The following is a 22549-nucleotide window of genomic DNA, read 5'->3' as shown; positions in this document are numbered from 1 at the left end:
AGCAGGAAGGGGAGCACTTTTCCGAGTTGCGAGGACGATGAGAGTTGATGGCGAACCGGTCAGACCGGGAGCCGGGACACCCCGCTGAATGTCCAGAGCATCATAGCCCGCAAAGCAGAGTGGGACCCAGCTCGCGGATACTATCAGGGCCAGCAGTCACATGAACGACTGCATCAACAGGCCGGACACAAGACTGCACCCGACCAACGCGTCAGAAGCTCAATTCGCCGCTTGCAATGCGGGAGCCATCCACACAGGACACCCACGGCTCGGGAGACCGGGCGCAGTTAGATCAGCGCGTATCTCCACCAGGACGCTTGATCTGGCTATGAGCGGCGAGATGCATCCCCGTCAGGCCTAAACCCGCCGCCGCCGCAAGCATGAGAGGCACCGAGACATAAGCGAACGTGGCGGTGAATGCGGGATGGCGCCCGTCCGGAACTTGCCGGCCCTCGTCCACCGTAGCGGGTGACGAAGGCCCCTTACCTCAGAAACCCTGACAGGCGCCGGCCTCTCTTTCTCGGCCGTATCAGATAACCCGTCTTGCGGGTTGCCGATGCAGCGCAGGCGGTATGGCGAATGGCGACGGGGCGACGGCGAGGATCGACCGCCAGCTCTCGCTCCAGGCCACCAGAGATGCCTCTTCGCCGCCGAGTGCCAAGTCGAGGAAGGTCAGGGTACCTTCCGCGGTCGCCTGTTTCACCTGCGGGTTGAGCGTGGCACCGCCGGTCAGGGGACGGTCGGTGAAGATGCTGTGCGACCCGCCCCGGAAGACGGCCAGTGCCTTCCTAGGCGACTCTACCGCCTCGAACACGTCGAGGCGGTCCTGCACGGGCGAGTACCGCCCGGGAAGCTGGATCTCGTCCTCGGTCGCCGTCACGTGGAAGGTCGGGATGGTGACGGAGGCGAGAACGGACCGAAGGTCGCGTTCTCCGTAGAAGGGCGGCGCCGAGATCACGACCCCGGCCTTGAACCGGGCGTCCCGGCGGTCGAGGGGCCGACCATCGCGGACGACGCGCGCGCCTGCAATCAGCAGGGTCGTGTTCGCCCCGTAGGAATGCCCGGCGGCGGCGATGCGTCCACGGTCGATGGAGCCAGCGAAAGCGCTCTGGCCGGTATCCAGGATGCGGTCGAGCGCGAAGCTCAAGTCCGCAGCCCGCGCGATGGCCTCCCGTTCGTTCGCCGCATCGTTCAGCCGGTCGAGGATTTCGAACGGGTTTCCCGTCCAGACGGTGCGGTCGCTTCCAACGTGCTGCACGTGAAGGCTCGCATAGCCATTGGCGGCCCAGTGCCGCCCAAGATAGCTGTATCCCGTGCGTGACTGGCCGAGACCGTGCGAGAACACGATCAGGGGCACCGGACGCGCCGGCAATCCCGACGCCGGCCAGTACAGGCGTGCTGGTACGGACCGGTCCCGGACCACATCGACCCAGTCGAAATCGGCGTTGCGGACGTCCTCCGCCTTCGCCCGCGCCGGGGCGACGGCGCCCGGGACGGCGCTCGCCGCGAGGGTGCCGGCAAGCAGGGCGCCGAACCGCCGACGGTCGAGGCTGGGCTTGGTCATTCTTTCATCGCTCAAGACGGCTCGACCCTTTGATGGTTGTCATTGCGCTGCGGTCCGTCCGGTCCCGGCAGCGCGGAAGGTGTCGCACCACGGTGTCTGGATCAGGACGCCGGTCGACCGATAAGCGCCCGCCGCACCGCCTCGTCGAACATATTTGACAGCTTTCTGTCAACTTGTTAGATAATTGCCATGATTGGTCTCCAGCCCCTGCCCGACGACCCGTTCCAAAGGCTCGTCATCAGCATCTTCCGCTTGAACGGCGCGCTCATCGCCAAGGGTGACCGTCTCGTGTCTGACCTCGGGCTGACGAGCGCCCGCTGGCAGGTGCTGGGCGCGGCCGCCGCCGCGCCGGTGCCCCTCACGGTCGCCTCCATCGCGCGCAACATGGGCCTGACCCGGCAGACCGTGCGCACAACGGTCAGGGAGTTGGAGGCTGCGGGCTTCGTGCGGCTTGCCCCCAACCCGCACCATCAACGGGCCCACCTTGTCGTGCCCACAGCCGCGGGAGAGCACGCCTTCGGCGCGGCGATGGAGCGTCAGGTGGCCTGGGGCGAGGGCTTGGTGCGCGACCACGATGCCGAACGCATCACCGCCGCGGCGGATCTGCTGCAGGCGCTCCTCGCGCAAATCCACGACGCGCGGATCGACGACGAAACGGCGGAGGAAGCATGATGGCCGGGGCGATGTCGCAATCCCGATACGATACCGACGTCGCCATCGCCGGGGCTGGTCCCGTCGGTCTGACGCTGGCCTGCGCCCTGGCGCACCACGGTGTCCGCTTCCGCATCTTCGAGCGCAAGCCGGGTCCGTCACAGGACTCGAAAGGCCACGACATCGTCGCGCGCGTTCAGGAGCTGCTTCAGTCGATAGGCGTCCTCGACGTCATCGCGGCGAAGTCCTACCCGTCGCTCGACCACCAGATCCTGCTCGACGGCAAGCCCTTGGCGCGCGTCGACCTCCGGGGTTCGGGCAGCCCGTTCGAGGCGTGCCTGTTCAACAGCCAGGGCGTGATCGAGGAAGAGCTCACGGCGGTGCTCGACACCCGCGGCATCCCGGTCGAGCGCGGGTGTGAGATCCGGGACATCGCCGCCGATGACGACGGCGTCTCGGTCACGGTCGAACGGACGGGCGACGACCGTCGCTCCGAGCGCCTTCGCTGCCGCTACCTCGTCGGGGCCGACGGCGTGAAGGGAACGGTGCGCAAGGCGGTCGGACTCGACTTCGAGACCGAGCCGATGCCGGACCGGGCGACGCGGCAGGTCGATGCGCGCCTCAGTTGGCAGCGCTCCACGACCTTCGACCAAGCCTGGTTCTTCCTCTACCCCGGCGGCCTCGCCGGCGTGATGCCGGTCTGGGAAGGCGTCCACCGGCTGTTCTTCATCGAGGATGAGAAGCTAGTTCCCGACCGCGACCCGACGCTGGACGAGATGGTCGCCCGCGCCCGCGAGGTCCTGGGCGACCCGACCTTCGAGATGTCCGGCATGGTCTGGGCCAGCCACGGCAAGTTCGAGCACGGCGTCGCCCCCGGCTACGGGGTCGGACGGGTCTATCTCGCCGGCGATGCCGGCCACACTACGCTGCCCATCGGCGGGCAAGGCATGAACGCGGGCATGGTCGACGCCGTCGGCCTCGGCTGGCGGCTGGCGATGACGCTCGCCGGCACGGCTGGGCCCGCGGTCCTCGACAGCTACGGACCGGAACGTCAGGGCGCGCATGCGGAACTCGGCGACGAGCAGGTGCGTGGCTTCAAGCAGCTGATGTATCGGAGCCATCTTGCGGACGTGGCGGTCGGGGCGGTCGCCAGCCTGGTGCCGAACTTGGCCGAGCGGGTGTTCGGAGGAATGGACCTGACGCAGCTCAGCGTCGCCTACCCTGACAGTCCCCTGAGCGAGGACCACGGCCCGGGCACGCTGCCGCTGGTCGGCAAGGCCGTCCCGGCCGGCGCGCGGGCGCCCGACGCCCGCCTCGTGTCCTCGGACGGAGCCGACACCCAACTCTTCGATTGGATCTACAACCCGGACGGTATGAGCTGGGGCTGGCGGCTGCTGATGTTCGACGGGCGCGAGACGGAGGCGCACCCCGGTCTCGCACGGGCCGCCGCGCTGGCGTCGCCCTGGCCATGGGTCAGGCCGCTGCGGGTGCTCGCGGAACCCGGCCACGACGCGGGTGGGATCGACGGGGAGCCTTTCCTGCGCGACCTCGACGGTGTCGCCCACCGCGCCTACGGGCTGGATGGCAAGCCGACGCTGGTCCTGGTTCGTCCGGACGGGCACATCGCCTTCCGGTGCGACGCGACCCGTCCCGAGCGTCTCGCCGCCTATTGCAGGACGGTCGGTGGCGATGCGTAGGCAAGCCAAGGTCTCCAAGGTCACGGCCGGCCTGCACCGGCTCGACCTTGGAGGGGTCAACGTCTACCTGATCGAGGACGGACGCGAGCTCGCCCTGATCGACACCGGCTTCCCCGGTCAGTCCGGGGCCATCCTGTCAGCCGTCGAGGGCCTCGGACGCCGTCCGACCGACCTCAGGCACATCGTTCTCACCCACGCCCATCCCGACCATGTCGGCTCGGCCGCCGCCCTGGTGACGGCCACGGGTGCGCGGACATACATGCACCGCCTCGACGTGCCGATCGCCGAGGGACGTATCGAGAACCGCCCCCTGGAGCCGGCCCCCGACCCGCTGATGCGGGTCCTCTTCGTGCTTCTGTCGCTGTCGAAGCCCGACGTCGATCCGGTGCGGATCGACGTTCCCGTCGGGGACGGGGATGTCCTGCCCATCGCCGGGGGCCTGAGCGTCGTCCATGCCCCCGGCCATTGCGCCGGCCAGGTCGCACTTCACTGGCGTTCCCGCGGCGTGCTGTTCGTCGCGGACGCCTGCGCCAACCTTCTCGGCCTGCGCCACCCCCTCGGCTACGAGGACCGTACGTAGGGCCTCGCAAGCCTGCGTCGGCTCGCCGAACTCGACTTCGCGACGGCCTGCTTCGGACACGGCCGGCCCCTCGTGGCGAACGCGGACGAACGGTTCCGCCATCGGTGGCGGAACGGCATTCCAACTTCGACAAAGGTGACATCATGAAGATAGATGGCAAGCACGCGCTCGTGACCGGCGGGGCCGTCGGCATCGGGCTAGAGATAACCCGCGCATTGAGCGCGGCGGGGGCGAGCGTCCTCGTCGTCGGCCGGGACCGGGCGGAATTGGAATCCGTCGGGAGGCTCACGCCCCGGGTGACGACCTTCGTGGCGGACCTCACGGTCGCGGACGATCGCGAGCGGCTGATCGAGCATGTCTCAACCGGTGCGACGCCGCTCGACATCCTCGTCAACAACGCCGGGACGATGCAGTATTTCGCGCTCACCACCCCGGACGCACAGGTCCGGATCGACCGTGAGCTCGCCCTCGACCTGCAGGCTCCCATCCACCTTGCCACTGCGTTGCTGCCGCGGTTGCTGGAGCGTCCCGAGGCCGCCATCGTCAACGTGACGACGGGGCTCGTCTACGCACCGTTCGGGAACACGCCTGCCTACAGCACGGCCAAGGCCGGGCTGCACGCGTTCACGCGTTCGTTGCGCTGGCAGACGCGCCTGAGCCGCTTGAAGGTCATCGACCTGTTGCCGCCGGCGGTCGCAACCGAGCTGACCGCACGCTACGACGGTCCGAAGATCGGTCCAGATAAGGTCGCCGCCGATCTCATGGAGGGCCTTCGCACCGGACGGGACGAGATTCGGCCCGGGCAGACCAAGGCCCTCTACGCCCTGTCGCGCATCGCACCCGGTTTCATCTTCCGCGCCCTCAACAAGCAGGCGGACAAGGTCCCTTTTGACCCATGAGCAACGGGCATTGAGGAATCTCCGTTCGCCGCAGACGGGGAACCAGAGGGAGGAACGCACCATGGCCCGTCGCATCCTGATCACCGGCGCCAGCATCGCCGGGAACGCCGCCGCGTGGTGGCTGGGCCGTCACGGCTTCGACGTCACGGTGGTCGAGCGGGCTCCCGCGTTCCGCAAGGGCGGGCAGAACGTCGACGTGCGCGGTGTCGGTCGCGAGGTGCTGCGTCGGATGGGGTTGGAGCGGGCCGCGCTGGATCAGGGCACCGGCGAAGAGGGAACGGCCTGGATCGACGGTCGCGGCCGGGTCGCGGCAGTGTCCAGGGTTTCGAAGGACGACCGCGAGGGATCGACCGCAGAGATGGAGATCCTGCGCGGAGACCTCGCATGCCTGCTACACGGGCCCGCTCGGGAACACGCGACGTTCCGCTTCGGCGACGCCGTTGAGCGCGTGGAGCAGGACGTGGATGCCGTGACCGTCGTTTTCGCAAGCGGCCGTACGGAGCGTTACGATGCAGTTGTCGTCGCCGAGGGGGCGGAATCATCGACCCGCGAGCGCGTCTTTCCTGGAGAGGATGCGCCTCGTTGGATGGACCTGACCATCGCTTACCTGACGATCCCCAGGACGGCGTCCGACGACCGGATGTGGCGCTGGTACAATGCGCCCGGTGGGCGCGGCGTGTCCCTGCGCCCGGACCGATACGGCACCACCCGGGCGATGCTAATGCTTCAGAAGCCTCCGGGCGGCGAACAGGACTGGAACGTCGACCGACAGAAGGCGTGGCTCCACGCCCGGTTCGCGGATGCTGGTTGGGAGGCACCCCGCGTGCTGGCCGCGATGGACGGCAGCGCCGACTTCCACCTCGACACACTCCGCCAGGTTCGGATGAGGCGTTGGTCGAACGGTCGGGTCGTCCTGCTCGGCGATGCGGCGTGGTGCGCGACGCCGCTCGCGGGCATCGGCACGACCCTGGCCGTGACGGGGGCCTACATCCTGGCCGGTGAGATGTCCCGCAGTGACGACGTCGGTAGGGCCTTTGCCGCCTACGAGGGGGCGATGCGCCCGATGGTCGAGCGGGCGCATCGGATTCCGAAGGTCTTTTCGCGGGTGATGAACCCGCATAGCAGGGCCGGCATCCGCCTCCTCCATGCCGTCCTTCACCTGGCCAGCCGACCCGTAGTTCGCGCCTTGACGAGGAAGCGTTTCGCTGGTCCCCGTGCCGAGCCCGAGCTGCCGCGATACGACTCGGCGTGACGGCCCGCAGCCGGGGTCGCTCAGTGAGGGGCGACCACCGCCGGCGGATGAATACGAGCAGGAAGCCGGTTCAGGGCAGGCTGAGGACGGGATGGAACATCCGGTCTATGCCTGCGCCGCGGCGAGGAAGGACGCGATCCTCCGCCGGCGGGTCTCGGGCCTCCGAGCGGTCGCGAGGGCGAGGAGCATGGCGTACCGCTCCGCCCGCTGCAGGCCGTCGAACCGTGCTGCGGCGGCAGGGCACCCTTCGAGCGCGCCTCGGAGGTCGTCCGGGACGGTCGCGTTGCGGGAGGACGGGTAGGCGTGGTCCCAACGGCCATCGGCCCGGGCGGCATCCACCTCCATGAGGCCGCGCGGCCGGATCCGCCCGTCGGCGATCAGATCGAGCACCCTGGCCCGGTTGACCTCGGACCAGTTGCTGCGGGGGCGGCGGGGCGTGAAGCGCACCAGGAAGAAACGCTCGTCCCAGGGCGCCGCCTGCCCGTCGATCCAGCCCTCGCAGAGGGCGCAGTCGATGGCCTCCCGTTGCGAGAGGGTCGTGGCGCCGGATCCCTTCTTCGCGAACCTCAGCCAGGCGCCCGTCGCGGTTTCGTCCTGCCCCATGAGCCAAGCGGCGAACGACGGGGCATCGGTGAACGCCAGGATGGGCAGGCCGGCCTTCGTTTCCCTGGCCACGGGGTCGTCCGCGTCCATCCCGTCGACCACGGCCTGGTCAACCCACGAGGAACAGGATGACGTAGATCAGGATGCTCGATGCGAGGAAGTAGCTTGCGCTCAGGAAACCGTAGGGTAGCGGACGCGGGATGTTTGGATTGATCCCCATGTTCACGGCCGTCGACCCGAGCAGCCCGATGCCGACCAGGGCACCCAGGCCTGCCGCCTGCGGAAGGGTCGGCACGGCGAGCCACCTCATCAGGACGGCGAGCGACACCGTGGTGACGAGCATGCAGATCGACGGGCCGACGAAGTACAGTGGGGCGGGCTTCGCGGGCGGGAGATGGTCCCGTCCCAGGACGACCGCGTAGGTCCGTCCGAAGATGAGGTCGAACCAGAGCCAGCCCAGCATCATCACGGACAGGCCGGCCGCGAGGATGCCGAGCAGGTTCATCGGGGTCAGGGACGTCACGTCGGAGCTCCGGTGGTGGGGGTTGGATCGGGCGACTTGCGGGGAAGTCCGAGGGCGGGCAGCACCAGCCCGTCGATCATCGTGACCAGGAAGGCCCGGTCGAACGGCCGACGCCGGACCAGCGCCCGGTAGGCGCCCATGGATGGCATGACCTGCGCGACCATCTCGACGTCCGCGTCCCGCGGGATCTCGCCGCGGTCCAGGGCCCGCCGCATCAAGGCGCGGTTCGCCTCCACCCAGGGGGCGACGAGGGCGTCGTGCGCCGTGTCGGCCAGGGCGGGATGCTGCGTGAGCAGGGCGGCCATGCCGGCCATCGCCCGCAGCTTGCGCTCCGTCTCCTCCATCGGCTGCGGGCGGAAGAGGGCGAGCAGGTCGTCGCGCAGGTTGCCAGTGTCGGGCAGGTTGTCGAGGTCGACCTGCTCGCGCTTCATGCGGGCGACCGCCTCCAGCACCATGTCCGCCTTCGTCGCCCAGCGGCGGTAGACGGTGGCCTTCCCCGCCTTCGCCCGGACCGCCACCATGTCCATGGTCATCCCGTCATAGCCCACCTCCGCGAGGATCGAGATCGCCGCGTCGAGGATGGCGGCGTCCCGTGAGGCGTCGCGTTTCCGGCCGACCGTGATGCTCGCTCGTGCGGCGGCGCCGGTGCCCGCTTCAACATCGATGGGATCCTGGGGGACTTCGCTCGTCATAACATTTCGATACTATCTGGTTTCGGAACTTGCAAGTCTCGATATCGGCTTGTAGGTGGGGGCAACGGAAGAAGGAGCTCCCCATGCGCTACAACCCCCTCGGCCGCACAGGCCTGTTCGTCTCGGAGCTATGCCTGGGCACGATGACCTTCGGCCAGGCCGGCGGCCGCTACGCCGCCGCCAGCGGTGTCGGCCAGGAGACCGTCGACGCCATCCTTCGTCGCGCGGTCGATGCGGGCATCAACTTCGTCGACACCGCCAACGTGTATGCCGACGGGCAGGCGGAGGAGATCGTGGGCCGGTCGCTGAGGTCGCTCGGCATCGCCCGCAAGGACGTCGTGATCGCGACCAAGTTCGAGCACGCCGCGGGGACCGGTCCCAACGACGGCGGGGGTTCCCGGGCCCACATCATGGAGGCGGTGCACGCCAGCCTGAGGCGGCTCGGCGTCGACCACATCGACCTCTACCAGATGCACGGCTGGGACCCCGCGACGCCGGTCGAGGAGACCCTGCGCGCCCTGGACGATCTCGTTCGGAAGGGATTGGTGCGGTATCTCGGCGTCTCGAACTGGGCGGCCTGGCAGGTTGCAATGGCGCTCGGCATATCAGACCGCATCGGAACCAGCCGCTTCCAGTCCTACCAGGGCTACCATTCGCTCGTCGGGCGCGACATCGAGCGCGAGGTGGTGCCGATGCTGGAGGCGCACGGGCTCGGCCTCGTCGCGTTCAGCCCGCTCGCGGGCGGATACTTGACCGGCAAGTACCGAAACGGAGCGAACGTCGGACGTCGCGCGACCGTACCGTTTCCGCCGGTCGACGACGCGTGCGGAACCGCGGTGCTCGCGGCGATGGACGGGATCGCGGAGGCGCACGGCACGACGCACGAGGCCATCGCGCTCGCCTGGCTCAGGCAGCAGCCGGGCGTCGCCAGCATCATCGTCGGCGTCAAGGGCGTGGATCAGCTGAACGCCAACCTCGCCAACCTCGACGTCACACTCAACCCGTCGGAGTTGGCCATCCTGGGCGAGGCGGGGTCCCTGGCACCGGAATACCCCGGCTGGATGCTGGCGCAGTCCAGTGCAGCACGGGCGGGACTGCTGCGCACCGGCAAGGTGCCGGTGGCCTAACCGGACAGTCGGGCTCCTCTTCGGCGGTACGGATCAGCGTCCCGTGCGGCCTTCCAGGGCGCGGGCTATGACCTCGCCGAGGGCGTCGGCGGTCAGCGTCCCTTCCTGGCGTTCCTCGCCGACGTATACCGTCGGCGTGCTTCGGACTCCGAGGGCCGAGGTCGCACGCTCGTGAACGATCCTGACGCCATCGTAGAGGCCCTGGTCGCTCAGCGTGGAATGGAAACGCTCGGCGCTGAACCCGGCCTGCCGCATGAGGTCTCGCATGGCATCAAGCGGCTCCGGCACGAAGGCCCATGCCGGCTGGCGTTCGAACAGCAGGTCCGTGACCGCATAGTAGTTCCGGCCGCCATCGGCCCGGGCCAGCATGAAGCCGGCGGTGTCGAGGGGGGTCAAGGGATAGCCACGCAGGGTGAAGCGTACCTGCCCGGCGTCGATCCAGCGCGCCTTGAGGGCGGGCCATGTCTCCGCGTGGAACCTCGCGCAGTGCGGGCAGGTCACGGCAGCGTACTCCACCAAGGTCACCTTCGCCTGGGGCGAACCGACCCAGACGTCGCCGAGCGGACCGGCCAGGGAGGCGTCCGCGACGGAGGCGGCCGACGCGGTGCGGGGGGATGCCGAAGAGGCCAGGCCGACGGCGAACCCTGCGAGGGCCCCGCGTCGCGTGAGCCGGACCGGCGCGGTCTGTGCAACGGATGTCATGGAAAGCCTCCTCGGTGCGCTGCGACGGCGCCCGCCGGTTCGCCGGCGTCACCATCATGCAGGCATCCGGCCTGGGGCCGGACGCCCGCCCGGACATGGATGGAATTCTCAGTTCGGCCAGCAGCGGCGGCCATAGGGTCCGATGTGGAAACCCGCCGGGCAGGAGCGGCCGCGGACGTAGCCGCCCCATTGCCCACCGGTGCGGCAGCCCCCGTAGGGACCGCGATGGCCGTAGGGGCCGCAACCGCCGTAGACCTGGATGATCCGCGGGCCGTCCGATCCGGTCGAGACGGCGTCCTGAACCAGCGGCAGCGCCGTGGCCGGGACCGAGAGGATGGCCAGGATGGCGGCGGGGGCGAAGATCTTGAGCATCATCGAATCCTTCTTGGTTCCCATGCGGGCCGCGATGCCTGAGCCGGCGGTACGACCGATGAGAGCAGGATCGGCCCGGCTTGCCTCTCGGATGTGACGAACGGATGCGTTGGCGTAACGTCTTGTAACGAGGCCCGCATGGGGCTGCCGTCAGCCGATGGCGGGCAGGGTCAGCACGAGACGGGCGCCACCGAGCGGGCTCGCGTCTGCCATCACAGTGCCGCCATGGGCCTCGGCGATCTGCTGGGCGATGGCAAGGCCGAGGCCGGTGCCGCCGGTTTCGCGGTTCCGGGACCGCTCGATCCGGTAGAACGGACTGAACACCGCTGCGCGCTCCGCCTCCGGGATACCCGGACCGTCGTCCTCGACGACGACCCGGCACAGCCCGCCGGTGCGCTGCACCGCGACGGCAACCGAGGAGTGTCTGAACTTGACGGCGTTCCCGATCAGGTTGGCGATGACCCGCCGCAGGGCGACCGCATCCCCAGCGACGACGGCATCCTGCTCGTCATCGTCCGCGATCTGGATGTCGGTATCCTGAACGGCATGTTCGGCTACCTCGACCGCAACGAGGTCGCCGAGGTCCACCGCCGTCCGGCCCACCTCCACCGCAGTGCCCCGGGCGAAGCCGAGGGACGTGTCGATCAGCGCGGTCATGGCGTCGAGATCTTCGACCAGCCGGTCCCGGCGCTCCGGATCCGCCACCCCCTCGGCCCGCAACCGAAGTCGGGTCAGGTAGGTCTTGAGGTCGTGCGAGATCGCGCCGATCAGCAGCGAGCGTTCGCCCAGAAGGCCGACGATGCGGTCCTGCATGTCCCGGATTGCCTGCGAAAGCCGGCGGATCTCCGGAGCGCCCTTGGGCGTCGCCACCGGCTGGTGTGCACGCCCATCGAAGCGGGTGACGGCCTCGGTGAGGCGGCGCAGCGGGGCGAGCTCGTGGCGGGTACCGACGAGGACGAGGGCGGCGACGACGGCGCCGAGGACCGCCACCCACAGGCTCAGCGGCTGGCCGACCAGCCAAGGCATGATCGAGCGGTGCTTCTCGACGGCCGAGATGACGAGGATCCGGCCATCCGGCAGCCGATAGGTCGCCGTCGCAAGCTTGCCGATGGGACCGTTCTGATTCCTGTCGTTCACGTCCCCGGGGTCGACGCCCGGATGCAGCATGGCCGTGTCGGTGTAGGCCCGCAGCAACCCTTCAGGGGCACCGGTCATCCGCCGTAGGCGTCGTTCGAGGCGCGGCTCCCTGATCAACCCAGCCTCGTCGGGAGCAGAGTCCGCAATCTCGGCTCTCAGCGCCTCGCCGCTGACGGCTTTCAGGATCGCCGGCCGCAAGACCGGTTCCGCATCCCGCAGCAGGGTCATGATGCTCGCGGCCTGATCGACGCGCGGAAACCGCGTGGCGAAACGCGGGCCTTCCTGGCGCCGCTGCCAGCCATCCAGCGCGACGGTGACGAGGACCATCAGCGAGAGCGATCCCAAGAGGAGGAGCATGATCCGCCCGAGCAGGCCGATCCGGGCCATCATGGTGCCGGACGTACCGGCGCGGCCAGCATGTAGCCTGCGTTGCGAATGGTCTTCAGCAAGGGCGCGACGGAACTGCCGGAGGCGTCGAGCTTGTGCCGCAGCCGGCTCACCTGCACGTCGATGGTGCGGTCGAAGGCATCGGCCGTGCGGCCCCGCGTCCAGTCGAGGAGCTGGTCGCGCGACAGCACCCGCTGCGGCCGGGTGACGAAGCAGTGCAGCAGGTCGTACTCGGCGCTTGTCAGCGGAATCTCGGCGGCGGCCGCGCCGACCGTGACCCGACGCGCAGCAAGGTCGACGACGAGGTCGGCCACGGCGAGCGTCTCCGGGCCGGCGTCGGCCGGTTGGGCGGCGGGGCCCTGCGTGCGGCGTAGGACGGCGCGGATTCGGGCGAGCAGGACGCGCGGGTTGAACGGCTTCGAGACGTAGTCGTCGGCCCCCATCTCCAGGCCGAGGACCCGGTCGATGTCCTCGTCCTTGGCGGTCAGCATGACGATGGGCGGCCCGCCCGACCCCCGCAATCTCCGGCAGATGGAGAGACCGTCCTCGCCAGGGAGCATCCAGTCCAGCACGATCAGGTCCGGGGCCGGGCCGGTGGCCAAGTGCCGGTCGAGGCCCGCTCCCCCGTCGAGCCCGACCACGCGAAAGCCCTCGCCCTCTAGATATGCGACGAGCTGGATGCGGATGTCGGCGTCATCCTCAACGATGACGATGATCGGGCTGTCGCTCATGCGCCGAAGATACGGTCGCCGGCCGGCCGGGCAACGCGAAACACGCCGTTGTCACAAAACGTTACATGGGCTTCACGGGACGTCACACCGGGGAGGCGCCCGGGGTCGAAGGTCGATCGGTGCCAAGTGACGCATCGCATCGCGCAGCCCCGTTCTCGACACTCGCCTGTCCGTACCGACGGCTCGGCCCCGGGTAGGCGTGCCCGGTGACGACCTCGCATCGTCAGGATTGAAGAGCCCAATGCTATCTCCATCGGCCGTCGCCACAGTCGGCATATCGTGGAGGGTTTCGTCGTGAGCACGGCCGAGATGGTCGTCGAGCGGATCGAACGCCTCGCCCGGATCAGCGCCTACCCATGGAATCTGACACGGCGCGTCTTCAGCCCGAGACAGGCGGAGGCCGAAGGGCTCGTCCTCGCCTGGATGGGGGAGGCTGGCTTGTCGTCCCGGCGCGATCCCGCCGGCAACCTTCTCGGCCGGATCGAGGGGCGGATCCCGGGAGGCCCGGCCATCCTGGTCGCGGGGCACGTTGACACGCGCGCGGATGCCAGCCCGTATGACGGGGCGCTCGGCGTTCTGATGGGCATCGCGGCCGTCGAGCGTCTGGTCCGACAAGGCACTTCCCTGCACCACGCAGTCGAGGTCGTGGCCTTCGCCGACGATGCTTCCTCCCGGTTCCCCGTGCCCAGGCTCGGCAGCAGGGCCGTGGTCGGCCGGATTGATCCGCACACGCTGGACTTCGACGACGACTACGGCGTCACGCTGCGCCAGGCCATGCAGGCGCACGGCCTCGACCCTGAGAGGCTCGCGGACGCGACGCGTTCCGTGGGAGATGTGCTAGCCTATGTCGAAGTCGCGGCCGAGGCCGGCCCCACGCTGGAGCAATCGGGCTCCCCGGTCGGGGTGGTTCCGGCCCTGACGGCGTCATCAGTCCTTCGGGTTACGCTGAAAGGCGCCGCTGTTCATGCGGCGACGGTCCCGATGGCGTTTCGGCACGATGCGCTCGCTGGGACGGCGGAGTGCGTCCTCGAAGCCGAGCGCATCGGGTCGTCCCGGGATCGTGCCACCGTTACTGTTGGGCGCTTGGACGCTCAGCCGGTCCCGGTCTCCGTGGTGACGGGGTCCGTGACGTTCGGCGTCATCGTCCAGTCCTCCGACGATGCCGAGCGGCACGTGGTTGCCGCAGAACTCGTGGCGGCGTTCAACAGGATCGCAGGACGTCGCCGATTGGAGATCGCCGTCGAGCAAGGCATCGACCCCGATGCCACCCGGTGTGACCCAGGGCTCGTGCGCCTGTTCGAGCGCGCAGTCGAGGCGTCGGGACACTCCGTCGTGCAGCTGCCGCAGGGCATGCCGACCGACGCCTCCAACATGTCTGTGCTCGCACCGGTCGGATCTGTGCTTCTGCGGTGCCGGGGTGGAGTGGGGTGGGGGCCGGCCGGCATCGTCGACCCTGCCGATGTCGCGGTCGGCCTGGACGTGCTGACCTTCGTCTTGGCCGCCCTGACCACCGGCTCGGACGCGACGCCATCAGACACCCTCGATGGCCATAGGAAATCGTCCTGACCGTCCGAGGATGAATGATGCGGGTCTTCCTCGGCTAGGACATGCCGAGGAAGCAGACGAGCCGCTACCGACCCGAGCTGGTCGTTCAGATCACAGTCAGCGCCTCCCGTAAGCACCCGTTCGTCGGCCTCATCGCGATCTCGGTTCGGGGTGAAAAGCCGGCACCATAGCTCGGCCGAGGAGCAATCCCTCGGCGACCACTGAAGGCGCACGTGCCATAAGGGGGCATGGCCCCTGAAATGTCCTCCGATGAGCCGAAGCGTGCGATCACGTCTTCGGGCAACTGCGAAACTCACGACCTCACGGTCTTCGACACGCTCAATGAGGGGTGTCACCGACCCAGCAAGAGGACGTCCGAGCGCAGCCTCTGCCGCTTCGTACGGCGTCGGCGGGGCATGACGCGGTGAGCGACGCGAGGGCCTTCCTGGCTGGCGGCGGTGAGGCCGCGCGCCTCATCAGCGGGCGCGACTGGTCGGCCCATCCTCTCGGCTCCCCCGAGACGTGGCCGCAATCTCTCAAGACCGCGCTCTCGCTGGTCCTGAACTCGCCCGAGAGCATGATCCTGGCCTGGGGGCCGGACCTGCACTTCTTCTTCAACGACACCTATTCCCGCCTGCTCGGTCCCCGGGTGGCCTGGGCCACGGGCGAACGTTTCGACAGAGTCTGGGCCGACGCCTGGGAACAGGCCAAGCCCATCATCGAAGACGCCTTCGCCGGGCGCAGCCATCGCTTCGAGGACCTTCCGTGGAAGCTCGATACCGACCGGGGGGCGGCGCAGACCTGGTTCTCCTTCTCCTACTCGCGGGTGCTCGATGCCGACGGCAGGATCGCGGGCCTGTTCATCTTCGCCGACGAGACCACGCAGCGGGTGCTGACCGACGCCGCGCTCAAGGACAGCCAAGAGAGCCTGGAACGGGCACTCGGCGAGGTGCGCAGCCTGAACGCGACCTTGGAACAGCGCGTGGAGGAGCGCACGAACGAGCGAGACCTGATGTGGGACACCGCTCCCGACCTGATGCTGATCATCAACTTCGAAGGCGTCTTCCAGCGGGTCAACCCGGCATGGACCCGTCTTCTCGGCTACGAGCCGCACGAATTGGTCGGGCACCACGTCAACGAGTTCGTCCTGGTGGAGGACCACGTGGAAACGGTTGGTGCTTATACCGAGGCGGCCGAGGGCGGGATGCCCCACATCGTCAACCGCTACCGGCACAAGGATGGCTCGACGCGCTGGATCTCATGGACCGCCGCCCCGGCCGGAACGCTGACCTATGCGACCGGGCGCGACATCACCGAGGCCCGGGAAAGGCAGGCCGAGCTGGAGCAGGCACAGGAGGCCCTTCGCCAATCCCAGAAGCTGGAAGCCGTCGGCCAGCTCACCGGCGGGGTCGCGCACGATTTCAACAACCTGCTGACCATCATCCGCTCGTCCGTGGACTTCCTTCGACGACCGGACCTGCCAGAAGTGCGCAAGGATCGGTATCTCAACGCCGTCTCCGATACGGTTGAGCGCGCGGCCAAGCTCACCGGCCAGCTGCTCGCCTTCGCACGCCGGCAGGCCCTCAAGCCAGAGGTGTTCGACGTCGGCGAGAGGATGCGCGGGATCGCGGAAATGCTCGACACCGTGACGGGCGCACGCGTCCACGTGGTCGCGGAGGTGCCCGATGCGCCCTGCTTTGTCCGAGCGGATCTAAGCCAGTTCGAGACCGCGCTTATCAACATGGCCGTCAACGCGCGCGATGCCATGGACGGGGAGGGAACGCTCACCCTGCGCCTCGGATGCCGGACGGCCCTTCCCGTCATCCGCGGCCATGCCGGCTCGCGCAAAGCCTTCGCCACGGTCTCCCTCGTCGACACGGGTTCAGGCATCCCCCCGGACCTGCTCAGCCGGATCTTCGAGCCGTTCTTCACGACCAAGGAGGTCGGCAAGGGCACGGGGCTCGGCCTGTCGCAGGTATTCGGCTTCGCCAAGCAGTCGGGCGGCGACATCGACGTTGCCAGCACCGTCGGGGAAGGCACAACCTTCACCCTCTACCTGCCGGAAGTCGAGCAAGAGGAGGTCCAGGACCGTGTCCGCGGGCCCGACGGGGGTCAGACGCCGCTCGGCACGGGACAGCGCATCCTCGTCGTTGAGGACAACATCGGCGTCGGTCAGTTCGCGACACAGATCCTTGAGGACCTGGGTTACCGACCGACCTGGGCAGCCAACGCCGAGGAGGCGCTGGACTGGCTAGGCGGCAATGGCGCAGGCTTCAACCTGGTGTTCACCGACGTGGTGATGCCAGGCATGGGTGGCGTAGAGCTTGCCAAGGCTCTGCAGCGGCGGTTGCCGCACCTGCCGGTGGTCCTGGCATCCGGCTACAGCCACGTGCTGGCGCAGGAGGGCACGCACGGGTTCGAGCTGCTGCATAAGCCGTACTCGGCAGGGCAACTGGGCGACATCCTGCACCGGCTCCTCGGCCTTCATGGGAGGGGTTCGGTCTAAGCAGGCTCGGCTTCCGGCTTGGTCGGTGTGTTCAAGACCCCGCTATGTCCGCTTCGATGCACCTGTCGTCCGAAAGCGGACGGGCAGAGAACCACCTACCCCGGACGTTGGCCTCTACCTCAACAGCCTGGAAGCGGACCTTCCGAAGGTCGCCAAAGGGTCAAGAGTTCGCGTCAGGATTGATCGGTGGAGCAGCAGCAGTGAAGCCGAGCCACCGCCTCCGTCGACGGCAGCGGCCAGCTCGACGTCGTCGGCACCGGCTCGGACGCGATCACCCTGGCCGCCGGCCTGACCACGGCCGGTAAGTTCACCGCCGACGCGACGGAGACCGGGAAGCTCACGGGGGGGCGGCGTTCACCACGTCCGGCGGCACCTCGGCCCAGCGCTCGGCCCTGATCGACCAGTTCAACAACCTCGGCACGCAGGTCGACCAGGCGGCCAGGGATGCCGGCTTCAACGGCACCAACCTGCTGGCCGGCGACAACCTGACCATCGCCTTCAACGAGAAGACTGGTTCGGCTCGGTCCAAGCTCAGCGTCCAGGGCACCGCCCTGTCGGCGGCCGGCCTCGGGCTCGGCAGCTTCGTGGATTCGGCCGCCGCCCAGGGCGGGGCGAACTTCGGCGTGCAGAACAACGCCGACCTCGCCAAGGCGTCGGACGCGCTGACCAACGCGCTGACCAGCCTGAAATCGCTGAGCTCGACGCTCGGCTCGAACCTCTCGGTGGTTCAGACGCGGCAGGACTTCACCAAGCAGATGGTCGAGGTGCTCGACACAGGTGCTGCAAACCTCACGGATGCGGACATGAACGAGGAGGCCGCGCGCTCGCAGGCGCTGTCGACGCGGCAGTCCCTGGCGATCTCGGCGCTGTCGCTGGCCAACGCCGCCAACCAGGGCATCCTCCAGCTCCTGCGCTGAGGCGGGACTGGCCGGCGCGGCCGTGCCGTCGCGCCGGCTGCCACGTGGGAAGGCGCCCAGGCGGTCGGGGGGGCGCAACATACGCCGGTGCGCCGATACCGACGATCTCGTGGGTTATGACGTCGCCATCACCGTCGTAGGACTCCACGCGACGTCCGGAGGCTCGACCGTGTGCTCGCACGCCCGAGGCAGCTGAGGAAGCGGCCACGCCGACAATAAGGCCCGCCGTGGAGACGAGCCCGACATCGGCACCGAGCACGGCGACACGCAGCCAGCCGATGCGGTTGACGAGATGCTTTTCCATATGGATTGCGCGCATCGGCTTCAGGGTCTCTCGAGGGGACGCTCGCCTCTGTCCGGGAGTTCGAGGGACGGGGGTCAGCAACAGCAATCGGACCCCGATCCACTCTTCACGAAGTCCCCGTCGGGGAGCACCGGCTTACCGGTCTTCTCGCCCTCAAGCTCGCGTTCGGCCTGGAGCCAGAACTCGACCTCGTAGCCATGAGGGCGGCCACGCATGTTCCAGAGCTCAAAGGCTCTGAGACGGATGTCGCCTTCGGTCTGCGTCGTATCGGTGGGCATGCTCTGGTCCTCGCGATGGTCGGGATCGATGGTCATGGGCGCCGCCACGCCTATGCCGGAGGCGTCTCCGGCGATGCCCTGTGCAAGGCGGCATGACGCTTACTCATCGCTCCCTGGATCAGGGTCGCGATGGCGTAGCCCATGGCGCCGACGGCCAGGGCGGTTGCCAAGGGCGATGTCAGGCCGCGCTCCCCCCGTCCCGGATGTCCGCCGCGGCTCGACCGTTCGGCCCTGCGGATGCCAGCCCGTCCGCGGTCGAGGGTATCCCGTGCCAGATGGGTCGCCCGCTCGGCGACGTCTTCAACGGCGTCGCTCGCGCGCCAGAAGATCTCGTCGGCGGCACCCTCGATGCGGCGGCCTCCATCGGTGCCGGTATCCTCGTCGTCCGTGGACTGGCGATGCTCGTTATGGGGCTTCGTCATGGTCGATTTCCTGTTTCGGAGGTCGGAATCCCTGCCGGGCCCACGAGGACCGGCAGGGGCTTCGCGTCGCTCAGACGACGCTGATGCGGTTCTCGACCGCGGTGGTGCCAGGGGAGGCCCACGCGGCTCCCATCGCCTCCCTGCGCTCCTGCATGGTGCGCACGGTCCCGCCGAGGTAGACGGTCCCGCCATCCGCCTTGACGGTCACGGTCTTCGGGTCGAACAGCCAAGAGCGATCCAGCGCCTCGCTGATGCTGTCGCTGACGGCCTCGACGTCGACCTGGGGCTTGACCACGATCCGGTTGTTCACGGCGACGACACCGGACAATTGCCGAAGCTCGCGCTCGGCGACCTCGGACTGGAAGCGATGGTCGACGTCGCCGGTCAGGATGACGGTCCCCTTCGAGACCTTCACCATGACGCGATCCGGAGGGACGGCGACGTTCCAGGCGAGACGGGCGATGGCGGTCGCGGCGATGTCCTCGTCGGACCGCTTGCGGGCGTAGGGCACCACGACCTCGATCTCCTGCACGAGGGCCCTGACGCCCCTGACGCGGCATGCGGCGGCCTCGGCGGCGATCTTCTCGTCGTAGGTCCCCACCTGACCGGACAGGGCGACCACGCCGTCCCTGGCCGTGACGCCGATTTCCGAGGAGGTCACCGCCGGATCCCAGATGAGTTCGGCCGTGACGCGGTGTTGCAGGCTGGTGTCGTGGGACATGACGGTCTCCTTGGGGCTGCCGGGATCGCCGATGCGCGGAAGGGCTCGGCGACCCCGACCCATGTGAGGCTGTCCGGCGACGACGTCGAAACGTGTCCCGGCATCCGGTGAACGCTAGGTGGCGGAACCGGAGCAGTCCTTGATCCAGCGCAAGGATCAGGCATCACCGGAATTGTTCATGACCGAACGAGCGGCTCGGGCGGCGAGCACGGGTCCACCGGGAACACCGGGGTTGATCTCGATCAAAGACCGGGCCCGACAACGCGGCCATCCCTGGGTCGTGGTCGGCCGTAACAGGGCGCGACCGGAAATCAGGGGTCCATCGGTCATGAGCACGTACGTCGCATCGTTGACCAATGTCGCCGTCACGCGAGCGACGCCGACTGCGGCATCGCTCGATCCATTGACGGAGAGCCTGCGGATGCTGGGGGTCGCCGTCCTCGGATCGGCAACCGCCGTCTGCCTGATGTGGCTCGTATCCTGAGCGACGTCCCGGTCGCCGCCCTACCGTCGAGCCGACCCGCCGCCTGGACCTTCCGCGTCGATGGGGGCCTGCCGGCCTCGCTTCTCGGATGCGTCCGGCGCGAGGCGCGTCATGGCATCAGCCGAACCCGGAGCCATCCCATGTCCATTCGCCTTCCCGTATCCGCGCTGCTCATGACCGGCCTCCTACAGGTCGCGGCGGCGGCCACGGATGGACAGGTCCAACGTGGCAAGACCTTCGTCGGCGCGAACTGCGCCACCTGCCATGCCGTCGGCCGGATCGGGGAAAGCCCCCTGGCCGTCGCACCCGCATTCCGGGAACTCCATACGAAGTATCCGGTCGAGGACCTCGGCGAGGCCCTGGCGGAGGGTATCACCACGGGGCATCCGACCATGCCCCAGTTCGAGCTCGAGCCCGACCAGATCACGGACGTGTTGGCCTACCTGAAGTCCCTGGAGCAATGACCGTCCTGCCATGGAGGCTTCCAACCTGCATCCCTAGGAAGCGGACATCGAAAACCCGTCAGGGACGCGTCGCCTTCTCGGCGCCGGCACCGACCACCTTGGCGAAGGCCTCGATCCGGGTCGACTGGTCGGCCAGCATGCCCTCGAGACGCGCCATCCGGATGTGGTCGAGCTTGTCGTGCGAGGCCATGATCTCGACCTTGGCCTTCAGGTTGATCTCGTAGTCGAGACCGGCCGCCATGCGATCCCGCGCCGCCTGGCGGTTCTGCGACATGAGGATCACCGGCGCCTGAAGAGCGGCGACCATCAAGAGGATCGGGTTCAGGAAGATGTAGGGGTAGGGGTCGAAGGCGCCGGCGCGGGCCAGGACGACGGTGTTCACGACGACCCACGCGTCGAGCATTCCCGTGAAGACCAGGATGAAGCCCCACGAGCCACCCAACTGGGCGACGCGGTCCGCGAGGCGCTCGCCGAAGGTCTGGTGCTCGACGAGGACGCGGTTCACGTCCCGGGACACGTACCGCCGCTTGGCGACATGAAGGATCACCCGCCGCTCGCGTTCGGAAAGCCCTTCCAATCCGGCTTCCATCAACTGTCGGGCCTGCTGGGTGACCGCACCGTCGACCGGCGGCTTACCGCCGTCATCGGCATTCGCGGGAGGGATCATGCCGCTCGTCGGGGCGTGCTCGGTCATCAGTGGCCCAGGAAGCTGCAGACGGGGCAACGGCGCAGGACATCCAAGGTGACGCCACGAGGACGGCCTCCCGCAAGCGCCCATGACCGTAGGCTCCCATGACGATCAGGTCGGTCGCGCCCTCGGACGCCAGGTCGAGCAGGGCTTCCGGGTCGCCTGCGAGATCGACGGACACCATGACGCTCGCGAATGTCATGGACGGGACTGCTCGCTCGGCTGCGGGAAACCGGACGATGCCCGTCCGCCGAGGTGCCGGCTTTGACCCAACGCAAGGGCGGGGCCGGAAATCGTACCGGGCCATCGTCGACGGACGACGATGCCTGGCCTTTCGCCGCCCGGAACGGGTTTGCGCTGGATCAACGATGGATGCCCGGCCAACGGGCATGTTCCTCCCCTCGTCACCGGAGGTCCACCATGTCGTATGCCAGCATCATCGTCGCCGTGGATCCCGGGGAGCGGACGGCTCGGCGGATCGGTGTGGCCGCGCATCTCGCGCGACGGCTCGATGCACGCCTTATCGGCGTCGCGGCCTGGGCACCGGACTACCCGCGGGGGTTCGGGGAGACGTCCGTGCCGACCGGATACGGGATCGAGGACCTCCGCCAGAAAGCCTTCGGTGAGTTGCACCGGGCGGAAGAGACTTTTCGTCTTGCGGCCCGGCCGGCGGAGCGGATCGAGTGGCGTTCCGAGCTCAGGGAAACGCTCACGTTCCTCGCGGAGCAGTCGCGGGCGGCCGATCTCGTCGTGGTCGGGCGTCAGGGGAAGAACGATCTGCCGCATCACGCAGCCGCCGTCGGACCCGGTGACGCACTGATGACGGTGGGCCGGCCGATCCTCGTCGTGCCGCACGGCGTGGAGCGACTGTCGGCGACCCGCGTGGTGGTGGCCTGGAAGGACACCCCGCAGGGCCGCAGGGCGATCTCCGATGCGATGCCGTTCCTGACGCTCGCCGAACAGGTCCAGGTCGTCCAGGTCGCGGAGGGCACCGACCGGACCGAGTTGGAGGACGTCGTCGCCTATCTCGGCCTGCACGGCGTCAAGGCCGTGGGGGTTCTCAAGGCCCCGAAGGCTGGCGGGACGGCCGAGACCCTGCTCGACGCCGCCGAGATGTTCGGGGCGGACCTGATCGTCAGCGGAGCCTTCGGGTACAGTCGCCTGCGGGAATGGTTCTTCGGCGGCGTGACGCGCACCCTCCTCGACCACAGCCCTGTCTGTTGCCTGATGTCTCACTGAACGCCATCCGGTGGATCGACGTCCGGCGAGGTCGTTGATCCACCGCAAGGACGACGCCGGCCCG

24 protein-coding genes and 1 pseudogene are annotated in these 22549 nt (G+C 68.5%); 12 read left to right on the top strand and 13 right to left on the bottom strand.

Annotation, left to right across the window (positions count from 1 at the left end; all coding sequences use genetic code 11):
* Positions 1-529 precede the first annotated feature (529 nt).
* A complete protein-coding gene (locus MKK70_RS09490; protein ID WP_409568258.1) occupies positions 530-1579 on the bottom strand; it encodes an alpha/beta hydrolase family protein in 1050 nt (349 codons plus the stop codon).
* Between the two features lie 174 nt (positions 1580-1753).
* Between MKK70_RS09490 and MKK70_RS09485 the strand changes: the two genes are divergently transcribed.
* From MKK70_RS09485 to MKK70_RS09465, 5 genes are all read left to right on the top strand, one after another.
* Positions 1754-2236, top strand: a complete 483-nt coding sequence (locus MKK70_RS09485; RefSeq protein WP_243934366.1) for a MarR family winged helix-turn-helix transcriptional regulator — start codon at positions 1754-1756, stop codon at positions 2234-2236.
* Positions 2237-2247: 11 nt separating this feature from the next.
* Positions 2248-3912, top strand: a complete 1665-nt coding sequence (locus tag MKK70_RS09480; protein ID WP_243947198.1) for an FAD-dependent monooxygenase — start codon at positions 2248-2250, stop codon at positions 3910-3912.
* Positions 3905-4492, top strand: a complete 588-nt coding sequence (locus MKK70_RS09475; protein ID WP_243947195.1) for an MBL fold metallo-hydrolase — start codon at positions 3905-3907, stop codon at positions 4490-4492. Before MKK70_RS09480 ends, MKK70_RS09475 begins: the two co-directional genes overlap by 8 nt.
* A gap of 104 nt (positions 4493-4596) precedes the next feature.
* Positions 4597-5391, top strand: a complete 795-nt coding sequence (locus tag MKK70_RS09470; protein ID WP_243947193.1) for an SDR family oxidoreductase — start codon at positions 4597-4599, stop codon at positions 5389-5391.
* Between the two features lie 61 nt (positions 5392-5452).
* The gene (locus MKK70_RS09465) at positions 5453-6643 is read left to right on the top strand and encodes an FAD-dependent monooxygenase (protein ID WP_243947191.1); all 1191 of its coding nucleotides are present in this window, start codon (positions 5453-5455) and stop codon (positions 6641-6643) included.
* A 105-nt stretch (positions 6644-6748) separates the two neighbouring features.
* Here the strand turns inward: MKK70_RS09465 and MKK70_RS09460 are convergent, their stop codons facing one another.
* Genes MKK70_RS09460 through MKK70_RS09450 form a run of 3 tightly spaced genes read right to left on the bottom strand, consistent with a single transcriptional unit; the run spans position 6749 to position 8461 of the window.
* The gene (locus tag MKK70_RS09460) at positions 6749-7336 is read right to left on the bottom strand and encodes a YdeI/OmpD-associated family protein (protein WP_243947189.1); all 588 of its coding nucleotides are present in this window, start codon (positions 7334-7336) and stop codon (positions 6749-6751) included.
* A gap of 19 nt (positions 7337-7355) precedes the next feature.
* The gene (locus tag MKK70_RS09455) at positions 7356-7769 is read right to left on the bottom strand and encodes a DUF1761 domain-containing protein (RefSeq protein WP_243947187.1); all 414 of its coding nucleotides are present in this window, start codon (positions 7767-7769) and stop codon (positions 7356-7358) included.
* Entirely contained in the window at positions 7766-8461 is a 696-nt protein-coding gene (locus MKK70_RS09450) for a TetR/AcrR family transcriptional regulator (RefSeq protein WP_243947185.1), read from the bottom strand. The genes MKK70_RS09455 and MKK70_RS09450 overlap by 4 nt, the downstream gene beginning before the upstream one ends.
* Before the next feature lie 83 nt (positions 8462-8544).
* Between MKK70_RS09450 and MKK70_RS09445 the strand changes: the two genes are divergently transcribed.
* Positions 8545-9588 (top strand): aldo/keto reductase, encoded by a 1044-nt coding sequence (locus tag MKK70_RS09445; protein WP_243947183.1) that lies wholly within the window; start codon positions 8545-8547, stop codon positions 9586-9588.
* 33 nt (positions 9589-9621) lie between these two features.
* Here MKK70_RS09445 and MKK70_RS09440 read toward each other — a convergent pair whose 3' ends face one another.
* The 4 genes from MKK70_RS09440 to MKK70_RS09425 all read right to left on the bottom strand — a co-directional run bounded on the left by MKK70_RS09440 (position 9622) and on the right by MKK70_RS09425 (position 12917).
* Positions 9622-10290: a DsbA family protein gene (locus tag MKK70_RS09440; RefSeq protein ID WP_243947181.1), complete on the bottom strand. Its 669-nt coding sequence runs from the start codon at positions 10288-10290 to the stop codon at positions 9622-9624.
* A gap of 108 nt (positions 10291-10398) precedes the next feature.
* Positions 10399-10662, bottom strand: coding sequence for a GCG_CRPN prefix-to-repeats domain-containing protein (locus MKK70_RS09435; RefSeq protein WP_243947204.1), 264 nt, complete (start codon positions 10660-10662; stop codon positions 10399-10401).
* Between the two features lie 150 nt (positions 10663-10812).
* On the bottom strand, positions 10813-12189 hold the full coding sequence (locus MKK70_RS09430) for an ATP-binding protein (RefSeq protein WP_243947178.1): 1377 nt from the start codon (positions 12187-12189) through the stop codon (positions 10813-10815).
* Positions 12186-12917, bottom strand: coding sequence for a response regulator (locus tag MKK70_RS09425; RefSeq protein ID WP_243947176.1), 732 nt, complete (start codon positions 12915-12917; stop codon positions 12186-12188). The genes MKK70_RS09430 and MKK70_RS09425 overlap by 4 nt, the downstream gene beginning before the upstream one ends.
* A 294-nt stretch (positions 12918-13211) precedes the next feature.
* Between MKK70_RS09425 and MKK70_RS09420 the strand changes: the two genes are divergently transcribed.
* The 3 genes from MKK70_RS09420 to MKK70_RS09410 all read left to right on the top strand — a co-directional run bounded on the left by MKK70_RS09420 (position 13212) and on the right by MKK70_RS09410 (position 17885).
* Positions 13212-14483: a hydantoinase/carbamoylase family amidase gene (locus MKK70_RS09420; RefSeq protein WP_243947174.1), complete on the top strand. Its 1272-nt coding sequence runs from the start codon at positions 13212-13214 to the stop codon at positions 14481-14483.
* Between the two features lie 556 nt (positions 14484-15039).
* Positions 15040-16968 (top strand): PAS domain-containing sensor histidine kinase, encoded by a 1929-nt coding sequence (locus MKK70_RS09415; RefSeq protein WP_243947203.1) that lies wholly within the window; start codon positions 15040-15042, stop codon positions 16966-16968.
* 584 nt (positions 16969-17552) lie between these two features.
* Positions 17553-17885 (top strand): flagellin, encoded by a 333-nt coding sequence (locus MKK70_RS09410; protein WP_243947172.1) that lies wholly within the window; start codon positions 17553-17555, stop codon positions 17883-17885.
* A 181-nt stretch (positions 17886-18066) separates the two neighbouring features.
* Here the strand turns inward: MKK70_RS09410 and MKK70_RS09405 are convergent.
* The 4 genes and pseudogenes from MKK70_RS09405 to MKK70_RS09390 form a co-directional block, all read right to left on the bottom strand.
* Positions 18067-18204, bottom strand: a pseudogene (locus MKK70_RS09405) (VIT family protein); the annotation flags it as partial.
* A 59-nt stretch (positions 18205-18263) separates the two neighbouring features.
* On the bottom strand, positions 18264-18503 hold the full coding sequence (locus MKK70_RS09400; protein WP_243931968.1) for a DUF2934 domain-containing protein: 240 nt from the start codon (positions 18501-18503) through the stop codon (positions 18264-18266).
* Between the two features lie 14 nt (positions 18504-18517).
* The gene (locus tag MKK70_RS09395; RefSeq protein ID WP_243947163.1) at positions 18518-18889 is read right to left on the bottom strand and encodes a hypothetical protein; all 372 of its coding nucleotides are present in this window, start codon (positions 18887-18889) and stop codon (positions 18518-18520) included.
* A gap of 70 nt (positions 18890-18959) precedes the next feature.
* A complete protein-coding gene (locus MKK70_RS09390) occupies positions 18960-19610 on the bottom strand; it encodes a BON domain-containing protein (protein WP_147724787.1) in 651 nt (216 codons plus the stop codon).
* 139 nt (positions 19611-19749) lie between these two features.
* On the opposite strand from MKK70_RS09390, the gene MKK70_RS09385 reads away from it, so the two are divergent.
* Both MKK70_RS09385 and MKK70_RS09380 read left to right on the top strand, forming a co-directional pair.
* Positions 19750-20094 (top strand): hypothetical protein, encoded by a 345-nt coding sequence (locus MKK70_RS09385; protein WP_243947161.1) that lies wholly within the window; start codon positions 19750-19752, stop codon positions 20092-20094.
* A gap of 140 nt (positions 20095-20234) precedes the next feature.
* On the top strand, positions 20235-20558 hold the full coding sequence (locus MKK70_RS09380; RefSeq protein ID WP_187274699.1) for a c-type cytochrome: 324 nt from the start codon (positions 20235-20237) through the stop codon (positions 20556-20558).
* Between the two features lie 58 nt (positions 20559-20616).
* On the opposite strand, the gene MKK70_RS09375 is transcribed toward MKK70_RS09380, so the two are convergent.
* Positions 20617-21225 carry a DUF1003 domain-containing protein gene (locus MKK70_RS09375; RefSeq protein WP_243947159.1) on the bottom strand — a complete coding sequence of 203 codons (609 nt, stop codon included), beginning with the start codon at positions 21223-21225 and terminating at the stop codon, positions 20617-20619.
* 441 nt (positions 21226-21666) lie between these two features.
* On the opposite strand from MKK70_RS09375, the gene MKK70_RS09370 reads away from it, so the two are divergent.
* Entirely contained in the window at positions 21667-22485 is an 819-nt protein-coding gene (locus tag MKK70_RS09370) for a universal stress protein (RefSeq protein ID WP_243947157.1), read from the top strand.
* Positions 22486-22549: the final 64 nt, after the last annotated feature.

It is taken from the genome of Methylobacterium sp. E-041, assembly GCF_022829665.1.
In the GTDB taxonomy this organism is placed as follows: domain Bacteria; phylum Pseudomonadota; class Alphaproteobacteria; order Rhizobiales; family Beijerinckiaceae; genus Methylobacterium.
This window is presented reverse-complemented; position numbering and strand designations above follow the sequence as displayed.